Source organism: Virgibacillus siamensis (genome assembly GCF_039522605.1).
Taxonomy (GTDB): Bacteria; Bacillota; Bacilli; order Bacillales; family Amphibacillaceae; genus Lentibacillus; species Lentibacillus siamensis.
Genome location: NZ_BAAADS010000025.1, coordinates 208,236 through 225,905, shown reverse-complemented (window position 1 = coordinate 225,905; position 17,670 = coordinate 208,236). Strand labels below are relative to the sequence as shown.

The window sequence follows — 17,670 nt, the reverse complement described above, 5'->3', positions numbered from 1 at the left end:
TTTATAATGTTCAATTGTTGCTATAATAGTAAGGTCAATTAATCAGGCAACGGATGTGATGGATATGGTAAGAAGTATGACCGGGTACGGAAAAGATGTAATACATAAGGGTGATACCACAGTAACCATCGAAGTCAGGAGTGTGAACCACCGTTTTTTGGATGTTGCGGTGAAACTGCCCCGCACCATTTTGTTTCTGGAGGACAAAATAAAAAAAGTGATGCGCACCTATGTTCAGCGTGGACATGTGGACATCTACATCCAGATAGACGGAGATGGAATGATTCAAAAAGAATTGAAAACCGACTGGAACATGCTGGCACAATACATGGAACATTTTGACCGGGCAAAACAGCAGTATGATTTAGAAGGTACGATTCCTGCTTCTGTCATGACAATGATTCCGGATCTTATGACGGTTCAGGAAGTTGAGATGGAAACGGACGCGATATCTGAAATAGTTCTGACAGGTGTCCACCATGCGTGTGAAAGAATGGTGGATATGCGTACAAAAGAAGGAGAGTTTCTTTTCCATGATTTGCAGAATCGGAGCAACGTAATAGAGGAGACGGTGCATCATCTGCAATCACTCCGGGAAACAGTAACGATGGAGTACCATGACAGGATCCAGGAACGTCTGCAATATTATATCGAGGACAACAAAGTGGTCGATCGGGCGCGTATGCATCAGGAAATTGCATTGTTGGCGGAGAAAGGGGATATATCAGAGGAGACTACTAGGTTAATGAGTCATGTCAGTCATTTTCTTGAAATTACTTATCAGCAAGAGGCAATGGGCAGAAAGCTAGATTTTATCATTCAGGAAATGCATCGGGAAGCAAATACGATAGGGTCCAAATCCACTGACCCTAAAATAGGGAAACAAATTGTATCATTGAAGAGCAATATAGAAAAAATGAAAGAACAAGTGCAAAATATAGAGTAATTACTTGTTTTTTGCAAGCCATTAAACTTATAATAGTCGTATTAATTATATATAAATCTATGGGAAAATTACTTACAAGTTAGACAAATAAGGGGGAGCAAATTTGAGTTTACGATTAATAAATATAGGATTTGGCAATGTTGTTTCTGCCAATCGGGTTATTTCCATCGTTTCACCGGAGTCTGCACCAATTAAACGAATCATAACAGTGGCCCGGGATAATAATAAACTGGTAGATGCAACGTATGGACGACGCACAAGGGCTGTCATCATTACCGACAGTGATCATGTCGTACTATCTGCAGTACAGCCTGAGACTGTTGGACAACGCGTATTAAGTCATGAAGAAATTTCAGATGAATAAATAGGAGGAACTGTTTTGATAGAGGAAAAGGGAATTTTATTTATTCTTTCCGGGCCGTCCGGTGTCGGCAAAGGAACGGTCAGGCGGGAGCTGTTCGAACAGGAGAATGATCTAAAATACTCGATATCCATGACCACGAGGGAAAAACGCCCTGGTGAAAAAGATGGTGTTGATTATTTCTACAAGACCAGGGAAGAATTTGAAAAATTGATTGAAGAAAATCAGCTGTTGGAATATGCTCAATTTGTCAATAATTATTATGGGACTCCAAGGAAGTATGTCGAGGAGACACTTGCAGCCGGACATGATGTATTTCTGGAAATTGAAGTGCAGGGAGCAATGCAAGTTAAGGAAAATTTTCCTGAGGGAGTGTTTATCTTTCTCTTTCCGCCAAGCCTTGAAGAATTGAAAAATCGCATTGTCAACAGGGGTACGGAATCCCAGGAAAAAGTTTTGGGTCGTTTAAAGGAAGCTAGAAATGAAATAGAGATGATGGATGCATATGATTATGTTGTTGTAAATGATCATGTGGAGCATGCTGTAACAAAAGTAACGGCCATTATTCAGAGTGAGCATTGCAGGCGTGATCGCATTGCCAAACAATACAAAAAATTATTGGAGGATGAATTATCATGATGTTGGAGCCGTCAATTGACGAATTACTGGAAAAAATCAATTCTAAGTACACATTGGTAACATTATCAGCCAGACGTGCCCGCCAAATACGTGAGACCGAAAAACCATTGGTTGAAAACCCAAAATCACATAAGTATGTCGGCAAGGCACTGGAAGAAGTAATTGCTGAGAAATTGGAAGTAAAAGAAGATATGAAGTAAGAAGAGGGACCCTCGCTGATTTATTTGTTGCGAGGGTTTTCTTTAGCAGTTAAGAAAAGTAAAAAACTTTTCTTGCTGCATAAGTGCAATGATGACTGTCACCTGAAAGCTTTGCGACAACCAAGTTTTCCAGGTAATTGAGAGAAATAAATAAAAGCAGTTTTCGCTGACAGAAATGCGAATCTCTTAAATAGAGGGGTACAGCAGGAGGTATGGAACATGGTTCTGAATAAAAATGTATTATTGGGTGTTTCTGGAGGTATTGCGGCATACAAGGCATGTGCGTTAACGAGTAAATTGACGCAGCAAGGTGCAAATGTAAAGGTGGTCATGACAAAAAATGCAACCGAATTTGTGTCACCATTGACGTTTCAGGCTCTTTCACGTAATCCTGTATACACCGACACATTTGATGAAAAGGATCCTGGAAAAATTGCTCATATTGATGTTGCTGATTGGGCGGATATCGTATTAATTGCACCAGCTACTGCTAATATTATCGGCAAAATAGCCAATGGGATTTCTGATGATATGCTGTCGACCATCATGCTTGCAACCCAGGCAAGTGTCTATATCGCACCGGCGATGAATGTTCATATGTATGCACATAATGCGGTGATGGACAACATGAAAAAACTGGAGTCGTGGGGATATCATTTTATCGAGCCCGGTGCCGGGTATCTTGCATGCGGATATGTTGGCAAGGGTCGTCTCGAGGAACCGGAAAGTATCATCGAAGTCGTTGCGAATCATCAGACCGATAATCGGATGTATACTGGAAAAAAAGTGCTTGTTTCAGCTGGCCCTACACGGGAAAAAATTGATCCTGTCCGCTTTTTTACGAATCGATCATCAGGGAAAATGGGTTTTGCGCTTGCAGAAGCTGCCGCCAATATGGGAGCGGATGTTACACTGGTGGCTGGTCCCGGGAATTTGGAGACTTCTAACAAAAATATTCAGCGAATAAATGTTACGACTGCCGCAGAAATGTACGATGAGATGCTGAGTCATTATGGTGAAAGTGATATCGTGATTAAAGCTGCTGCAGTCGCTGATTACAGACCAAAGGAAACATTTACCGAGAAAAAGAAAAAACAGTCAGATGACTGGAAGATTGAGATGGAACGTACGAAAGATATTTTACAGGCACTCGGCGATAAAAAAGAAAATCAGTTTTTGGTTGGATTTGCCGCTGAAACATCCAGACCATTGGAATCTGGAAAAGAGAAGCTGCAGAAGAAAAACCTTGATGCCATTGTCGTTAACAATGTGGCGGCTGATGGTGCAGGCTTCAGTGGCGATACGAATGTTGTCACATATGTCAATAAACATAATCGGACAGAAGAACTGGAACTGGCTTCCAAACAGGATATCGCAGGTAATATTTTGAACTTCATTGCCCAGGATTTGAAGGGTGAATCATCGTGAATATCGCAAAAGTTATTGTCGATGTTCCAGCGAGTTCGATTAATCAGACTTTTGATTATTTAATTCCGGAAAAGTATGCGGACATTCTGGTACCTGGAATGCGGGTGATTGTGCCGTTTGGACCACGAAAAATAATGGGCTTTGTAGTCGGCCAAACAAGTGAATCTTCTTTTGACTCGTTAAAAGAAATTGACGAGGTGCTTGATCTGACACCTGTCCTCACCAGGGAACTCCTGGATTTGGGGAAGTGGTTGGCAGAGGAGACCCTCAGTCTTTATATTACCGCTTTTCAAGTCATGCTGCCCCAGGTTTTGAAAGCCCGGTATAAGAAGGAATTGGAGCGGCTTACCGATGAAACACTTTCACAGGACTTGGAATCACTTTTTGCCGGACGTGATTTTGTTCCCTATGAAGAACTGGAAGATACGAACTTAAGCTACTCTAAGGTGCAGCAAGCAATTCAGGATGGCGATGTTACGGTCAATTACCTGGTCAAGTCACGAGTTACCAAAAAACAGGTAACTATGATAAAGCCGAACCGCGAGTCGCATCTCCTTGAAGAAGCATGCCAAGAGTTGCCGGGTAATGCCAAAAAACAGCAGCAATTATTACAATATTTTATTGAAAATCCATATGAGGTGGAACAGAATATACTTATTAAGAAGCTAAAGACGACTAGAAGTGTGATTAAAGCTTTGCTGGATAAACAATTGCTTATTGCATCGAAAAAAGAAATATACCGAAATCCATATGAAGACAGTACCTTCGAAAAGACAGAGGCACTCGAGCTGACGAAAGAACAACAGCAGGCAATCACCCCAATCCGGAACTCAATCAGGCAAAATCAGCATGATGTCTTTCTTATCCATGGCGTAACCGGCAGCGGGAAGACGGAAATTTATCTGCAGGCTATACAGGATGTAATCAAGCAGGGAAAAGAAGCAATTGTGCTTGTTCCGGAAATATCGCTGACACCGCAGATGGTGAAGCGGTTTAAAGGGAGATTCGGTTCCAATGTAGCCGTTATGCACAGCGCATTGTCGAGTGGTGAAAAATACGATGAATGGCGGCGAATTCACCGGAAAGAGGTTCAGGTTGTGGTGGGAGCAAGATCAGCTATATTTGCCCCATTTGAAAATATCGGCATTATTATTATCGATGAAGAACATGAAAACAGCTATAAGCAGGAAGATAACCCACGCTATCATGCACGGGATGTGGCAATCCATCGCGGTGAAATCCATCAATGCCCGGTGGTGCTGGGCAGTGCGACACCAACACTGGAATCGTATGCACGTGCACATAAAGGGGTGTACAAGCTTGCTACATTGCGTAAACGAACCAATGAAAAAGACATGCCTGATGTAGAAATAGTTGATATGCGAAATGAACTGCATGAAGGAAACCGGTCGATGTTTTCCAGAACGTTAATAGAGAAGATGGAGCATCGGATAGCCAAGGGTGAACAGATTGTCCTCTTGTTGAACCGGAGAGGGTATTCAACGTTTGTAATGTGTCGAGACTGTGGTCATGTGAAGGAATGTCCGCATTGTGATATCGCCTTGACATATCATAAAAACAGCAACCGGTTAAAATGTCATTATTGTTCCTACGAAGAGCCAATGCCTGTTTTTTGTCCATCCTGTAACAGTGATCTGATTCGATTTTTTGGAACAGGCACCCAACGGATTGAGGAATCGTTGGTGCAGTTGATTCCCGAAGCGAGGGTGATCCGCATGGACGTGGATACTACCCGAGGAAAAGGAGCTCATGAAAAACTGTTGAATCAGTTCGTAAGTAAACAAGCAGATATTTTGCTCGGGACACAAATGATTGCCAAGGGACTGGACTTTGCTAATGTCACATTGGCTGGTGTTTTGACAGCCGATTCCATGCTGCATTTGCCGGATTTCCGCTCATCGGAAAAAACATTTCAGCTGTTAACACAGGTTAGCGGAAGAGCAGGCAGACATGATCTTCCCGGTGAAGTAATTATCCAGACGTACACACCGGAACATTACAGTATTCAGCTGGCAAGCCATTATGATTTTGTTCAGTTTTACCGGATTGAGATGAATACACGGAAAACGTTTCAATATCCGCCGTATGTGTTTCTAACATTAATCACTGTTTCACACCAGAATCATGTAACGGTCGTTCAGACTGCCCAGCGGATTGCACAGTTGCTCCAGCAACAGGTTGAAGATGGAACGGTTATATTGGGGCCAACCCCGTCACCGATTGCCAGGATGAAGGATAGATATCGCTATCAATGCATGATAAAATACAAGAGTGAACCGAACTTACGAAGAACAATTAAAAAAGTCATCCGCCAATTTGATGAAGACATGCGGAAAAATGATTTGCAGATACATGTTGATATGCAGCCATACCAATTGATGTAGAAGGAGAGGGTTCCGTTGAAAAAAATAGTGTTTATGGGAACACCGGATTTCTCAGTACCAATACTGGAGTCGCTTGCAGACACCTTATACGATATAGTATTGGTTGTTACCCAGCCGGATCGCCCAAAAGGACGAAAAAAAACCATTACACCTCCACCGGTAAAAGAAGCCGCTGAGCGATTGAATATACCGGTATATCAACCTGAAAAACTTCGTGATGAATATATGAAAATTCTTTCGTTTGATCCCGACCTGATTATAACAGCAGCTTACGGTCAGATTCTGCCAAATGAATTGCTGGAGAAGCCAAGTTACGGGTGTATCAATGTTCATGCATCATTATTGCCGGAACTGCGTGGTGGCGCACCAATCCATTCAGCTATTCTGCAAGGAAAAACGGTTACAGGGATTTCCATTATGTATATGGCGGAAAAACTGGATGCTGGTGATGTGCTGGCACAACAAACGGTTGCGATTACTCCGACAGACCATGCGGGTTCATTGCATGATAAACTGTCTGAAACAGGAGCTGAATTATTGTTGGATACAGTTCCAAAGCTGGAAAATGGTAATATCAAGGCTGTTAAACAGGATGAATCACGTGCAACATTCGCTGCTAATATTAAACGTAACCAGGAACGAATTGATTGGAATAACGACAGTCAGGTTATATATAATCAGATTCGCGGACTTCACCCATGGCCGGTTGCGTTCACAACTTATCATGATGCGGTGATGAAAATCTGGTGGGGAACCCCCGTCACCGCTGATAGAGACTATCATGGTGAACCCGGTGAAATTGTTGAGATGACAGATGATGAATTCATTGTGCAATGCGGTAATCAGAAGGGTATTCGAATCACCGAAATTCAGCCGGCAGGAAAAAAACGAATGTCCGTAAAACAGTATCTGCAGGGATCACCGGACCGTATCAAGACAGGAACAAAAATGGGTGAATAAGAAATGAAAAAGTTTAAATTAAGGGAAGCTATAATTGACCTCCTGCTAAGGATTGAGCGGGACAGTGGATACAGTCATTTACTGATTGATCACGAAATCAAGTCACGAAATTTATCACCAAAAGATGGTGCACTCCTGACTGAAATTGTATATGGTACAGTCCAGCGTAAATTGACACTGGATTATTACCTTCAAGCATTCGTAGAGAATAAGAAGAAAATACAGCCTTGGGTGCAAATGCTGCTTAGAATGTCTGTCTATCAGCTCGAATTTTTAGATCGGGTACCTGATCATGCAGTTATTAATGAAGCAGTTGAAATTGGCAAAGAGCGCGGGCATAAGGGAGTAGCCTCTTTTGTGAATGGGGTACTTCGCAGTATTCAGCGAAAAGGCGTGCCGGATACGGATGTAATTGATAGCCGTTCGAAACGACTGTCCATTGAAACAAGCCATCCGGAATGGCTGGTCACCCGTTGGATTGAGATGTATGGGTATAGAACAACAAAATCAATGTGTTTCGCCAACTTGGAGCGAAAACCAATATCTGTACGTGTACAATTTTTGAAAATAACACGGCAAGAAGCCATGGATGAACTGACTAAACTTGGGTTTGAAACGAGGCCATCCCAGTTGTCGGATCAGGGTATCATCATTGATAAAGGTAATATACTGCAAACAGAATTATTCAAAGGTGGTTATGTGACCATACAGGACCAAAGTTCCATGCTCGCCGTTGAAATGCTCAAAGCCGAGCCGGAAATGGAAGTATTGGATGCCTGCAGTGCGCCAGGAGGTAAAGCTACACATATCGCCGAGAAGATGGACAATCAGGGATTTATTAACGCATATGATCTCCACACAAAAAAAGTCAGGTTGATAAAGGAAAAAGCAAATATGCTGGACTTGTCCATTATCGAAGCAATGCAAGGTGATGCCAGGAAACTGGGTGAATTGCATGCCGAGGAAAGTTTTGACCGTATTTTGATTGATGCACCTTGTTCGGGATTGGGTGTTATTCGCGGAAAGCCTGATATTAAATACAATAAATCCGAAAAAGATATTGAAAAGCTCACTCAGATTCAGTTGACTGTAATGGACAAGGTGGCACCTCTTTTGAAAAAAGGTGGTCTGTTAGTGTATAGTACTTGTACAGTTGATAAGCGTGAAAATAATGATGTTGTTCACTCGTTTTTGCAGCGCCATGTCAATTATCAGATTGATCCAGGATTTTTTGAGGATATTCCCGGCATTTTGCGTAATACAGAAGGCTGTACGGAAACCGGGTTGCAAATTTTTCCTCACAGTATAAATTCAGATGGGTTCTTCGTGACCAGGTTAATAAAACAATGAGCAACTGGGACTTGATCTTTTAGAAAATTTGGTTGTCATTCAGCCTTTAGATGACAGCCATAGTTGCACTCATGCAGTTAAGAAAGGATTCTATACTTTCTTATTGTAAAAAAAGGGGTGATCAAATGGAAGGGCAATTTTTGACTCATACTGGCCAGGTAAGAAAGCATAATGAGGATTCCGGCGGTATTTTTTATAATACTTCCGGACAATTACTTGCTGTTATTGCCGATGGAATGGGCGGACACCAGGCAGGGGACGTAGCAAGTCAAATGGCAACACGGCTTATGAGGGAAGAATGGGAGAAATCAGCGGATCTTGCCTCACCGGATGAGGCGGAAAAATGGCTGCTCGAATCCATAACGAAAATTAATAATTCCGTATATGAACACGCGTTAAACAACGAGGAATGTTACGGAATGGGTACAACTATCGTTGGTGTGGTTTGTACTAGTGATTTTACTACAATTGCACATATTGGTGACAGCAGGTGCTATCTTCAGAATGATGATGGTTTTAAACAGGTAACGGAGGATCATTCATTTGTAAATGCACTCGTGCAGTCCGGTGAAATCTCCAAGGATGACGCGCAGCATCACCCAAGGAAAAACGTGGTATTGAAAGCATTGGGAACGGAAAATCATCTTGAACCGGATATTCGAACAGTTTGTTTGGAAAAAAGCAATAAAATTTTGTTATGCTCTGACGGTCTGACAGATAAGGTCACAGATGATGAACTCCAGGAACTTCTTCAGAATGACGATGTGCATGCAACCGGTAACAAAATGATTGATATAGCAAATAGTCGAGGCGGAGAGGACAATATTTCACTTGTATTGCTTTATAATGATACACCTAGGAAAGAGGGTGATTCCTAGTGTTGAATGGTCATCTGTTAAATGAACGTTACAAGATTCAGGAAACAATCGGTGGCGGCGGGATGGCCAACGTATATCTGGGAACTGACGTAATCCTGGACCGGGAAGTGGCAATAAAAGTTTTGCGGCTGGAGTATGCGCATGATGAAGAATTCATTGCAAGGTTTGACAGGGAGGCAAAAGCAGCAACAAGCTTATCACACCCGAATATTGTAAATATTTATGATGTGGGTGAGGAGGACGACATACTTTACATGGTGATGGAGTATGTGAATGGCATGACCTTGAAGGAATACATACAGCGTTTTGGTCCGATTAATATTGAAGAATCATTGGATATTATGAAACAGGTTGCTTCGGCGATTGCACATGCTCATGCCAATGGAATTGTTCACCGGGATATCAAGCCGCAAAATATTCTGATTGATACATATGGTCAGGTGAAAGTAACTGATTTTGGAATTGCAATGGCCATGAGTGCTACCGCATTAACACAAACCAATTCGGTCATGGGCTCGGTGCATTATTTATCCCCGGAACAGGCACGTGGAGGAATGGCAACGAAAAAGTCAGATGTTTATTCATTGGGGATTGTACTGTTTGAGTTATTGACAGGGAGGCTTCCCTTCTCAGGGGAGACACCTGTATCTATTGCATTAAAGCATTTGCAAAGCGATACACCGTCCGTAAAACGATTTAATCCGGATGTACCGCAGAGTGTTGAAAATATTGTATTGAAGGCGACCGCAAAGGACCCTTTCCACCGTTTTGAAACGGTATATGATATGGAAGACAGTCTGGATTCTGCACTTGATCCGGACAGGCTGAATGAGGAGAAATTCAGTCCGCCAGATGAAGAAGGGGAAGAAACAAAGGCTATTCCGATTATTACGGACTCAGCCGTTAATTCCGAAGAAACCGATGAAACAATCGCTAATAAACCAAATGAGACTACAAATACAAAATCTTATAAAAGCGGTAATAAGAAGAAGACGAAAGGGAAAAAAGGGAAAAAAAAGAAAAAGGGAAAAAAAGACAAGCCCAACCGGAAAAAGAAATGGATCATTACGTTAAGTGTTTTATTCCTGCTGTTGCTGTTAGGTGCTGGTTCTTTTTATGTATACGCAAATTATCTGAAGCCTCAGGATGTTGTTATTCCGGATGTGACGGAGATGGAGTACGAAGAGGCCGTCGCTAAGCTCGAAGATTTGAATTTACAGACCGAACGCGAAGAAAGGTATTCTGAAGACATTGATGAAGGGAATGTCATTGGCACTGACCCGGGTGCAGATAATACGGTGAAAGAGGAGTCGACTGTATCCATTATCGTCAGCGAAGGGAAGGAAAAAATTAAATTTGACGATTATACCGGCAAGGATTTCAGTCAAATCAAACAGCTTCTTGAAGATAAAGGATACAAAGAAGTAATATCGTATGATACGTATTCCAATGAGCCGGTAGGGCAAATTGTCACGCAAATTCAACCTTCCCCGGGTTCCAAGGTTGTGCCTGGCGAAACGACGGTGATATTCGAATCAAGCGTTGGACCGGATTTGATTTCCGTTTATAATCTGAAGGGAATGACAAAAAAAGAAGCAATTGAAACACTTGATGAGCAGGGACTGAAAGCAAATATCGTTGAACAGCATTCGGAAGATACTCCTGAAGGCGAGGTTATCAAGCAGGATCCCGAACCGTATTCTGAGCTTGATGAAGGTGATGCTGTCGATGTGTATATCTCACTTGGCCCTAAGGATTTACCACCAAAAAACCATACAGTCGAATTCACTGTTCCATATAAACCAGAAAAGAAGAAGGAGCAGGAAAATTCGAAAAAGCCTATCGAGCAAAACGTTACAATATATATTGGTGATAAAAGTCATTCGATCTCTGAAGTGTTCAAGGAGGATACCATTACAAAAGATAAGAAGTATTCGATTACGTTAACAATCGAACCAGACAGTACAGCGGAATATAAGGTGGTGCGCGGAGACGATATTATTATTAATGAATCAGTTCCATATGAGGATGGTGAATGAATGGCAGCAGGCAGAATAATAAAGGCCATAAGCGGATTTTACTATGTGAAGTGCGGCGATGAAATAGTGGAATGCAGAAGCAGGGGTGTGTTCCGGAAGAAAAAAATCACCCCGCTTGTTGGTGACTTTGTAGAATTTGACAAGGATGAAGCATATATTCTGGAAGTTAAACCAAGGCAAAACAGTCTTATTCGTCCACCGGTTGCCAATATTGATCAGGCAATAATTGTTAGTTCAGCCATCATGCCTGATTTTAATCCGCTGTTACTGGACCGGTTTTTAGTACTGATTGAATCAAAGGGAATCAGGCCAATTATCTTTGTGACAAAGAAGGACCTGATCCCGGATGCTCAGTGGAAAGACATCATGAACTATTTGAAAACGTATAAAAAAACGGGTTATACGGTGGAATTGCTGACAACCAGACAATCGGAGGATATGACCTACCTGCATCACTATTTATCTGATAATGTTTCCGTTATAGCGGGACAATCCGGTGTTGGGAAATCCTCATTTCTTAATGCTATAAATCCGGATCTGGAATTGAAGACTGACGATATTTCCATGAGTCTGGGCAGGGGAAAACATACGACCAGACATGTGGAACTTGTGGAAGCAGGTAATGGTCTGGTCGCTGACACACCTGGATTCAGCTCGTTGAATTTTGATGGAATTGACGCTGCCGATTTGGATGAATGCCTCCCCGAAATACGAAGCAGAAAACACGATTGTAAATTCCGTGGCTGTTTCCACCATAAGGAACCAAAATGTGCAGTGAAAAATGCAGTCGAACAAGGAGAAATTTCATCATTCAGATACAAGCATTATTTAACCTTTTTGAACGAAATTAAAGAACGGAAGCCGAGGTATTAGAATGACAAAAATAGCACCTTCAATTTTATCAGCAGACTTTGCAATACTGGGCCAGGAAATTCGTGATGTGGAACAGGGTGGGGCCGATTATATCCATGTTGATGTGATGGATGGCCATTTTGTTCCGAATATCACCATAGGTCCATTGATTGTGGAAGCAATTAAACCTGTAACAAAATTGCCGTTGGATGTACACCTCATGATTGAGAACCCGGATGCATATATTCAGCAGTTTGCAGCAGCAGGAGCATCCATCATCACTGTGCATCAGGAAGCATGTGTTCACTTGCACCGAACCCTGCAGCTGATCAAAAAAAGCGGAGTGAAACCGGGCGTGGTTCTTAATCCGGCAACTCCGGCCGAAATGATAAAAGAAGTATTGCGCGATGTGGATCTGGTATTAATTATGACGGTGAATCCGGGATTTGGCGGCCAGTCATTTATCCATCAGGCGGTGAATAAAATAGAAAAGATAGCCGAATGGCGCAAAGAACTGGGTTTATCATTTGAAATTGAGGTTGATGGTGGTGTCAATACCGAAACTGCAAAATTGTGTACAGATGCCGGGGCCGATGTATTGGTAGCTGGAAGTGCTGTATTTAAAAAATCGGACCGAAATCAGGCGATGGATGATATATTGACGGCAGCCAAGGGGAAATAGCGATGGTAACAGTTGGAATTGTCGGAAATGGCCCAAGGGAGTATATCCCAAGCCTGCGAAATTATCAGGAACGTGTGGATGTATGGATTGGTGCGGACCGTGGGGCATTGACCATTTTGGAGAATAATCTCCGCCCCACTTTTGCGGCAGGTGATTTTGACTCGATAACCGGGACGGAGAAAATGCGAGTCGAAAAAAATGCTGAATCCTTTCTGGAATATCCGGTTGATAAAGACGAATCGGATTTGGAAATTGCATTATGGAAAGCATTTGATCTAAATCCGGATTGTATTTTTCTGTTTGGGGTAACCGGGGGGCGTCTGGATCATGCAATGGTCAATATCCAGCTATTGCACCAGATGATAAAACGAAATATTCGCGGAGTTATGGTTGATAAACAAAATCATCTTGAACTGGCTGAGCCCGGGAAGCATTCCATCATTCATTCCAATGAATTTCCCAATATTTCATTTCTGCCATTCACACCGGAAATAAAAGGTTTAACTCTAAGCGGATTTTATTATCCATTGACTGATGAAACTGTGTCATGGGGGTCGACCTTATGTATATCAAACAAGCTTCTTTCAAAAAATGGTACTTTTTCGTTTGAAGAAGGCATACTATTAGTAATAAAGAGTCGTGATGCTGAAACTGATGCGATTCCAAGGTGAGCTTTGTTTGAATGGAGGAGGCGGAGAACTCATGAAATTTTATACTATTAAACTCCCACGGTTTATCGGCGGATTTGTCCGGGTTGTTATCGGTACATTTAAAAAAGATAAATAAGTGAATCTGGCTTTTGTCATATTAATTGGCAAAAGCTCATTTTTTGCATATTAAAGAGTCTCAAGATCCTTTTTCCCGGACAAATTAAAGTGGATTGGAGAAAATGGGATGGATTGTAAAAAGCATCCGGGTTATCCGGATGCTTCACTACACTGACTAATGATAAAGTTGTACCTCATGCAGATATATTATACGCGCTCTACTTTACCTGATTTCAGGGCGCGAGCAGATACGTAAACACGTTTCGGCTTGCCGTCTACCATAATACGAACTTTCTGCACATTAGCTTTCCAATTACGCTTGTTGGAATTCATAGCGTGAGAACGTTTGTTACCACTGCGAGTTTTACGTCCAGTTACAACACATTTTCTAGCCATGGTAATCCCTCCTACTCTTCACATGTGTCATTCAATACTAGTACAATTTATCATAAGTGTCGGCAGATTGCAATCGTTACTGGAAAATAGTATGCAAAGAATAATCACTTGACAGAATAAATGAATTCGTCCATTGTTATAATGGGTTAATTAGAATAGGTTTTTGCAATACTTTTAAATTTAAATTGCTTGTAGTAAAATACCCTTATAATGAGAGGTATTAAAGGAGGATAATAATGTCCATTGAACTTAATACAAATGACGGTCAGGTAACCATCACGAATGAAGTGATTGCCACTATAGCTGGCGGAGCAGCCATTGAATGTTACGGTATTGTTGGCATGGCATCTAAAAGTCAAATACGGGATGGACTTGCGGAGATCCTCAGGAAAGAAAACTTTTCACGGGGAATTATAGTACGGCAAGAAGAAAGTCATCTTCATATCGATATGTATATTATTGTAAGTTATGGAACGAAAATTTCCGAAGTTGCACACAATGTCCAATCACAAGTGAAATATACGTTGCATAAATCACTGGGGTTATCGATTGACTCAGTTAATATTTATATTCAGGGTGTCCGGGTGGCAGCTGAATAAATGCTGCCTATTGCAGTTATGGAGGAGGAAGTATTGTGACGTTACAAACGTTGAATGGCGAAACTTTGGCACAAATGGTACTCTCAGGAGCACACCATTTAACGAATAACGCCCAGAAAATCGATGCACTGAATGTTTTTCCGGTACCGGATGGTGATACTGGTACAAATATGAACTTGTCGATGACATCTGGAGCAAGTGAAGTGAAAAAAGTTGACAGCAAGGATATATCCGTAGTAGCCAATGCTTTTGCAAAAGGTCTTTTAATGGGAGCGCGCGGCAATTCAGGCGTGATTTTATCCCAATTGTTTCGCGGATTTGCCAAAGGAATGGATTCCAAGAATACATTAACAACCCTGGATTTGGCGAAAGCCTTTGAAAGTGGTGTATCGACAGCTTATAAAGCTGTAATGAAGCCTGTTGAAGGCACTATTTTGACAGTTGCCAAAGATGCAGCCAGCATTGCTGTTGAGGAATCAGAGAGAGAAGAAGATGTAATCGTTTTAATGGAAAAAGTTTTAAATGAAGCGAAGGCATCATTGAAACGTACACCGGAATTATTGCCTGTTTTAAAAGAAGTAGGTGTAGTTGATTCGGGTGGACAAGGCCTGGTGACAATATATGAAGGTTTTCTGGCATCACTGAAAGGTGAGGAATTGCCGGAACAGCAAACAGATGAGACAGAAATGGAAGAAATGGTAAATGCGGAACACCACAAAATTGCCCAGGATTTTATGGATACTTCAGAAATTGAATTTGGATACTGTACCGAATTTATGGTTAAGTTTGAGGATGAAAAACTAAAAAAACATTCATTTGATGAAGAAGCATTTCGAAATGAATTGAGTAAACACGGTGATTCGCTCCTGGTTGTTGCAGATGACGAAATTGCCAAAGTTCATGTACATGCCGAATATCCTGGTAACGTGATGACGATTGGTCAGCGCTATGGAAGTCTGATCAACATGAAAATTGAAAACATGCGTGAGCAGCATACAGCGATCGTTGGGGAAGAAAAGAAAGCTGTTTCAAAAGAGCCGGCTGAATATGGAATTGTAACGGTTGCGATGGGTTCCGGTCTTCAATCATTATTTGAAAGTCTCGGTGCCTCTGTTGTAATTGAAGGTGGCCAAACAATGAACCCAAGCACGCAGGATATCGCAATGGCTATTGAAGAAGCAAATGCCAAAAACGTGATTATTTTGCCGAACAACAAGAACATTGTCATGGCGGCTGAACAGGCAGCAGAATTGGCAGAAGTAAATGCTGAAGTTGTCATAACCAAAACGATTCCACAAGGGATCAGTGCCATGTTGGCATTTCATCCCGACGCTGATATTAAGGAAAATAAGGAAACGATGGAAGATGCAGGTGCACAGGTTAAAACCGGACAAGTTACATATGCTGTGCGTGATACACAGATTGATGGCATAACCATTGAAAAAGACCATTTCATGGGTATAGCCGATGGGAAGATTAAAGCGTCAAACCAGGATAAAATTGAAACTGGTAAACTGCTTCTGAACGAAATGATTACGGAAGAAGATGAAATCCTTACCATTTTGCAAGGTGAAGAAGCAAGCGATGGTGAAGTGGATGCAATTATGAAATACGTGGAAGAAACGTTTGAAGATATCGAAATGGAACTGCACAAAGGAAACCAGCCCATCTATTCGTTTATTTTTTCTGTTGAGTAATAAATGAAGGTGTACTAAATTAAAAATCCCGTATCACTTTCCAATGTGATACGGGATTTTTAATTTAAATTTTATTTCAGATTCCAATTATTTTCATCACAAAATGGAATAGGAACAAAACGGATATTACCAGTAATACCGGTGACAATTCTTTTTGTTTGGCGAGAGCCAGTTTGACAATCGGATATGCAATAAACCCGAATGCCATTCCATCCGCAATGCTATATGTGAATGGTATCATGGCTACAATCAGGAATGCCGGTAAAGCTTCTGACAAATCATCCAATGGTACATGGCGGATATTCTGAGCCATTAAAACACCCACAATAATCAGTATGGGGCTGATAGCAGTGTTTGGTATCATGGAAATCCATGGAATAATGAATAGAGTTGCCAAGAACAGCAACCCTGCTGTAATAGCAGCCGTCCCTTTTTTACCGTTGGAAGCCAATACTGCTGCGTTTTCTGCCGCTGAAACAGTTGGTGACGTCCCAAAAAATGCACTCATCATTGATGAAAAAGCTGTTACTTGGTACGCCCTGTTGTAGCTGTTGTTCCGATTTAGCATGTGAAGCTGCCCGTGCAATAAACCCATATTTTCAAAAATAAGAATGATCGTCAGCGGGAAAACAGCCAGCCAAAATTCCAAATCATTCACTGCAGTAAACTGAGGAACGAACAGCATATCTCCCATATGGATAGTGATAGAACGTTTTGCTGTTTCCAGTATGCCAAACAGATAGGCGAGAAAAGTTCCAGCAATCATGGTAACGAGAAAGTTTGCCGGTATATTTTTCATAAACAGAAAAATCGCTAGAAAGAGCGTGAGCAAACTGACGATAAAAACAGGTGATGTAAAATCGCCAATAGCCACAATTGTCTGTTCTCCTCTAACAATAAGACCGCTTTTTTCCAGGCCGATTAAAATTAGGAAAAAGCCGAGTCCGACTGTAATCGCATGCTTCAGTGATTCCGGGATTGCATGTTTTAATACAGATCCCAGTTTCGTAAATGCAGTCAACAGGAATAACAGCGACGCAACCAGTATCACAGCCAACGCTTCCTGAAATGACAAGCCTGTACCTTCAACAATGGAGTAGGCAAAAAGTGCATTAATACCCATTCCGGGAATTAATATTAACGGCAGTCCGGCATAAATCCCCATCAGGACAGACCCTGCAAAACTTGCCAGTATTGTTGCCATCATTCCACTTTCCAGTGAGATTCCGGTTTCACTGAGAATAGATCCGTTTACAGCAACAATATAAACCGTTGTAAGATAGCCAATTAACCCGGCGATAATTTCCGTACGCCAATTTCCGGTCATGTGTATCTTACCTTTATTGTTGTTATAAGGCATGTTATCTCCTCATATTTTGCTGTCCCTCTCCCACCCGATTATACGAACATAATCCACAATTAATAATTATAGATATCTGATTTAAGAAAGTCAATCAGGCATGGAATTGGC

General features: G+C 41.6%; 18 protein-coding genes. 16 read left to right on the top strand and 2 right to left on the bottom strand.

Annotated elements, in window-relative coordinates; genetic code table 11:
* The first annotated feature begins 64 nt into the window (after positions 1 to 64).
* From ABD010_RS16350 to spoVM, 14 genes are all read left to right on the top strand, one after another.
* Positions 65 to 946: a YicC/YloC family endoribonuclease gene (locus ABD010_RS16350; protein WP_343815485.1), complete on the top strand. Its 882-nt coding sequence runs from the start codon at positions 65 to 67 to the stop codon at positions 944 to 946.
* A gap of 103 nt (positions 947 to 1,049) precedes the next feature.
* Entirely contained in the window at positions 1,050 to 1,310 is a 261-nt protein-coding gene (gene remA, locus ABD010_RS16345) for an extracellular matrix/biofilm regulator RemA (protein ID WP_077326084.1), read from the top strand.
* Positions 1,311 to 1,325: 15 nt separating this feature from the next.
* Entirely contained in the window at positions 1,326 to 1,946 is a 621-nt protein-coding gene (gene gmk / locus ABD010_RS16340) for a guanylate kinase (RefSeq protein ID WP_343815482.1), read from the top strand.
* The gene (gene rpoZ / locus ABD010_RS16335; RefSeq protein ID WP_343815479.1) at positions 1,943 to 2,146 is read left to right on the top strand and encodes a DNA-directed RNA polymerase subunit omega; all 204 of its coding nucleotides are present in this window, start codon (positions 1,943 to 1,945) and stop codon (positions 2,144 to 2,146) included. Before gmk ends, rpoZ begins: the two co-directional genes overlap by 4 nt.
* Before the next feature lie 219 nt (positions 2,147 to 2,365).
* Positions 2,366 to 3,574, top strand: coding sequence for a bifunctional phosphopantothenoylcysteine decarboxylase/phosphopantothenate--cysteine ligase CoaBC (gene coaBC, locus ABD010_RS16330; protein ID WP_343815476.1), 1,209 nt, complete (start codon positions 2,366 to 2,368; stop codon positions 3,572 to 3,574).
* A complete protein-coding gene (gene priA, locus ABD010_RS16325; protein WP_343815472.1) occupies positions 3,571 to 5,979 on the top strand; it encodes a primosomal protein N' in 2,409 nt (802 codons plus the stop codon). The genes coaBC and priA overlap by 4 nt, the downstream gene beginning before the upstream one ends.
* A gap of 15 nt (positions 5,980 to 5,994) precedes the next feature.
* Positions 5,995 to 6,939, top strand: coding sequence for a methionyl-tRNA formyltransferase (fmt, locus tag ABD010_RS16320; RefSeq protein ID WP_343815470.1), 945 nt, complete (start codon positions 5,995 to 5,997; stop codon positions 6,937 to 6,939).
* Between the two features lie 3 nt (positions 6,940 to 6,942).
* Positions 6,943 to 8,289, top strand: a complete 1,347-nt coding sequence (rsmB, locus tag ABD010_RS16315) for a 16S rRNA (cytosine(967)-C(5))-methyltransferase RsmB (protein ID WP_343815468.1) — start codon at positions 6,943 to 6,945, stop codon at positions 8,287 to 8,289.
* 125 nt (positions 8,290 to 8,414) lie between these two features.
* Entirely contained in the window at positions 8,415 to 9,167 is a 753-nt protein-coding gene (locus ABD010_RS16310; protein ID WP_343815466.1) for a Stp1/IreP family PP2C-type Ser/Thr phosphatase, read from the top strand.
* Positions 9,167 to 11,206, top strand: coding sequence for a Stk1 family PASTA domain-containing Ser/Thr kinase (gene pknB / locus ABD010_RS16305; protein ID WP_343815463.1), 2,040 nt, complete (start codon positions 9,167 to 9,169; stop codon positions 11,204 to 11,206). The genes ABD010_RS16310 and pknB overlap by 1 nt, the downstream gene beginning before the upstream one ends.
* Entirely contained in the window at positions 11,207 to 12,079 is an 873-nt protein-coding gene (gene rsgA, locus ABD010_RS16300) for a ribosome small subunit-dependent GTPase A (protein WP_343815460.1), read from the top strand. It begins immediately after the preceding gene.
* 1 nt (position 12,080) lies between these two features.
* On the top strand, positions 12,081 to 12,740 hold the full coding sequence (gene rpe, locus ABD010_RS16295; protein ID WP_343815457.1) for a ribulose-phosphate 3-epimerase: 660 nt from the start codon (positions 12,081 to 12,083) through the stop codon (positions 12,738 to 12,740).
* Between the two features lie 2 nt (positions 12,741 to 12,742).
* Positions 12,743 to 13,411, top strand: a complete 669-nt coding sequence (locus ABD010_RS16290; RefSeq protein ID WP_343815454.1) for a thiamine diphosphokinase — start codon at positions 12,743 to 12,745, stop codon at positions 13,409 to 13,411.
* Positions 13,412 to 13,442: 31 nt separating this feature from the next.
* Positions 13,443 to 13,526 carry a stage V sporulation protein SpoVM gene (spoVM, locus tag ABD010_RS16285; RefSeq protein ID WP_164670369.1) on the top strand — a complete coding sequence of 28 codons (84 nt, stop codon included), beginning with the start codon at positions 13,443 to 13,445 and terminating at the stop codon, positions 13,524 to 13,526.
* Between the two features lie 188 nt (positions 13,527 to 13,714).
* Here spoVM and rpmB read toward each other — a convergent pair whose 3' ends face one another.
* A complete protein-coding gene (gene rpmB / locus ABD010_RS16280) occupies positions 13,715 to 13,903 on the bottom strand; it encodes a 50S ribosomal protein L28 (RefSeq protein ID WP_077326108.1) in 189 nt (62 codons plus the stop codon).
* Positions 13,904 to 14,139: 236 nt separating this feature from the next.
* On the opposite strand from rpmB, the gene ABD010_RS16275 reads away from it, so the two are divergent.
* Together ABD010_RS16275 and ABD010_RS16270 are read left to right on the top strand one after the other, a co-directional pair.
* Positions 14,140 to 14,502 carry an Asp23/Gls24 family envelope stress response protein gene (locus ABD010_RS16275; protein ID WP_343815449.1) on the top strand — a complete coding sequence of 121 codons (363 nt, stop codon included), beginning with the start codon at positions 14,140 to 14,142 and terminating at the stop codon, positions 14,500 to 14,502.
* Between the two features lie 35 nt (positions 14,503 to 14,537).
* Positions 14,538 to 16,199, top strand: coding sequence for a DAK2 domain-containing protein (locus tag ABD010_RS16270; RefSeq protein ID WP_343815447.1), 1,662 nt, complete (start codon positions 14,538 to 14,540; stop codon positions 16,197 to 16,199).
* A gap of 76 nt (positions 16,200 to 16,275) precedes the next feature.
* Here the strand turns inward: ABD010_RS16270 and ABD010_RS16265 are convergent, their stop codons facing one another.
* Positions 16,276 to 17,559 (bottom strand): NCS2 family permease, encoded by a 1,284-nt coding sequence (locus ABD010_RS16265; RefSeq protein WP_343815444.1) that lies wholly within the window; start codon positions 17,557 to 17,559, stop codon positions 16,276 to 16,278.
* Positions 17,560 to 17,670 lie beyond the last annotated feature (111 nt).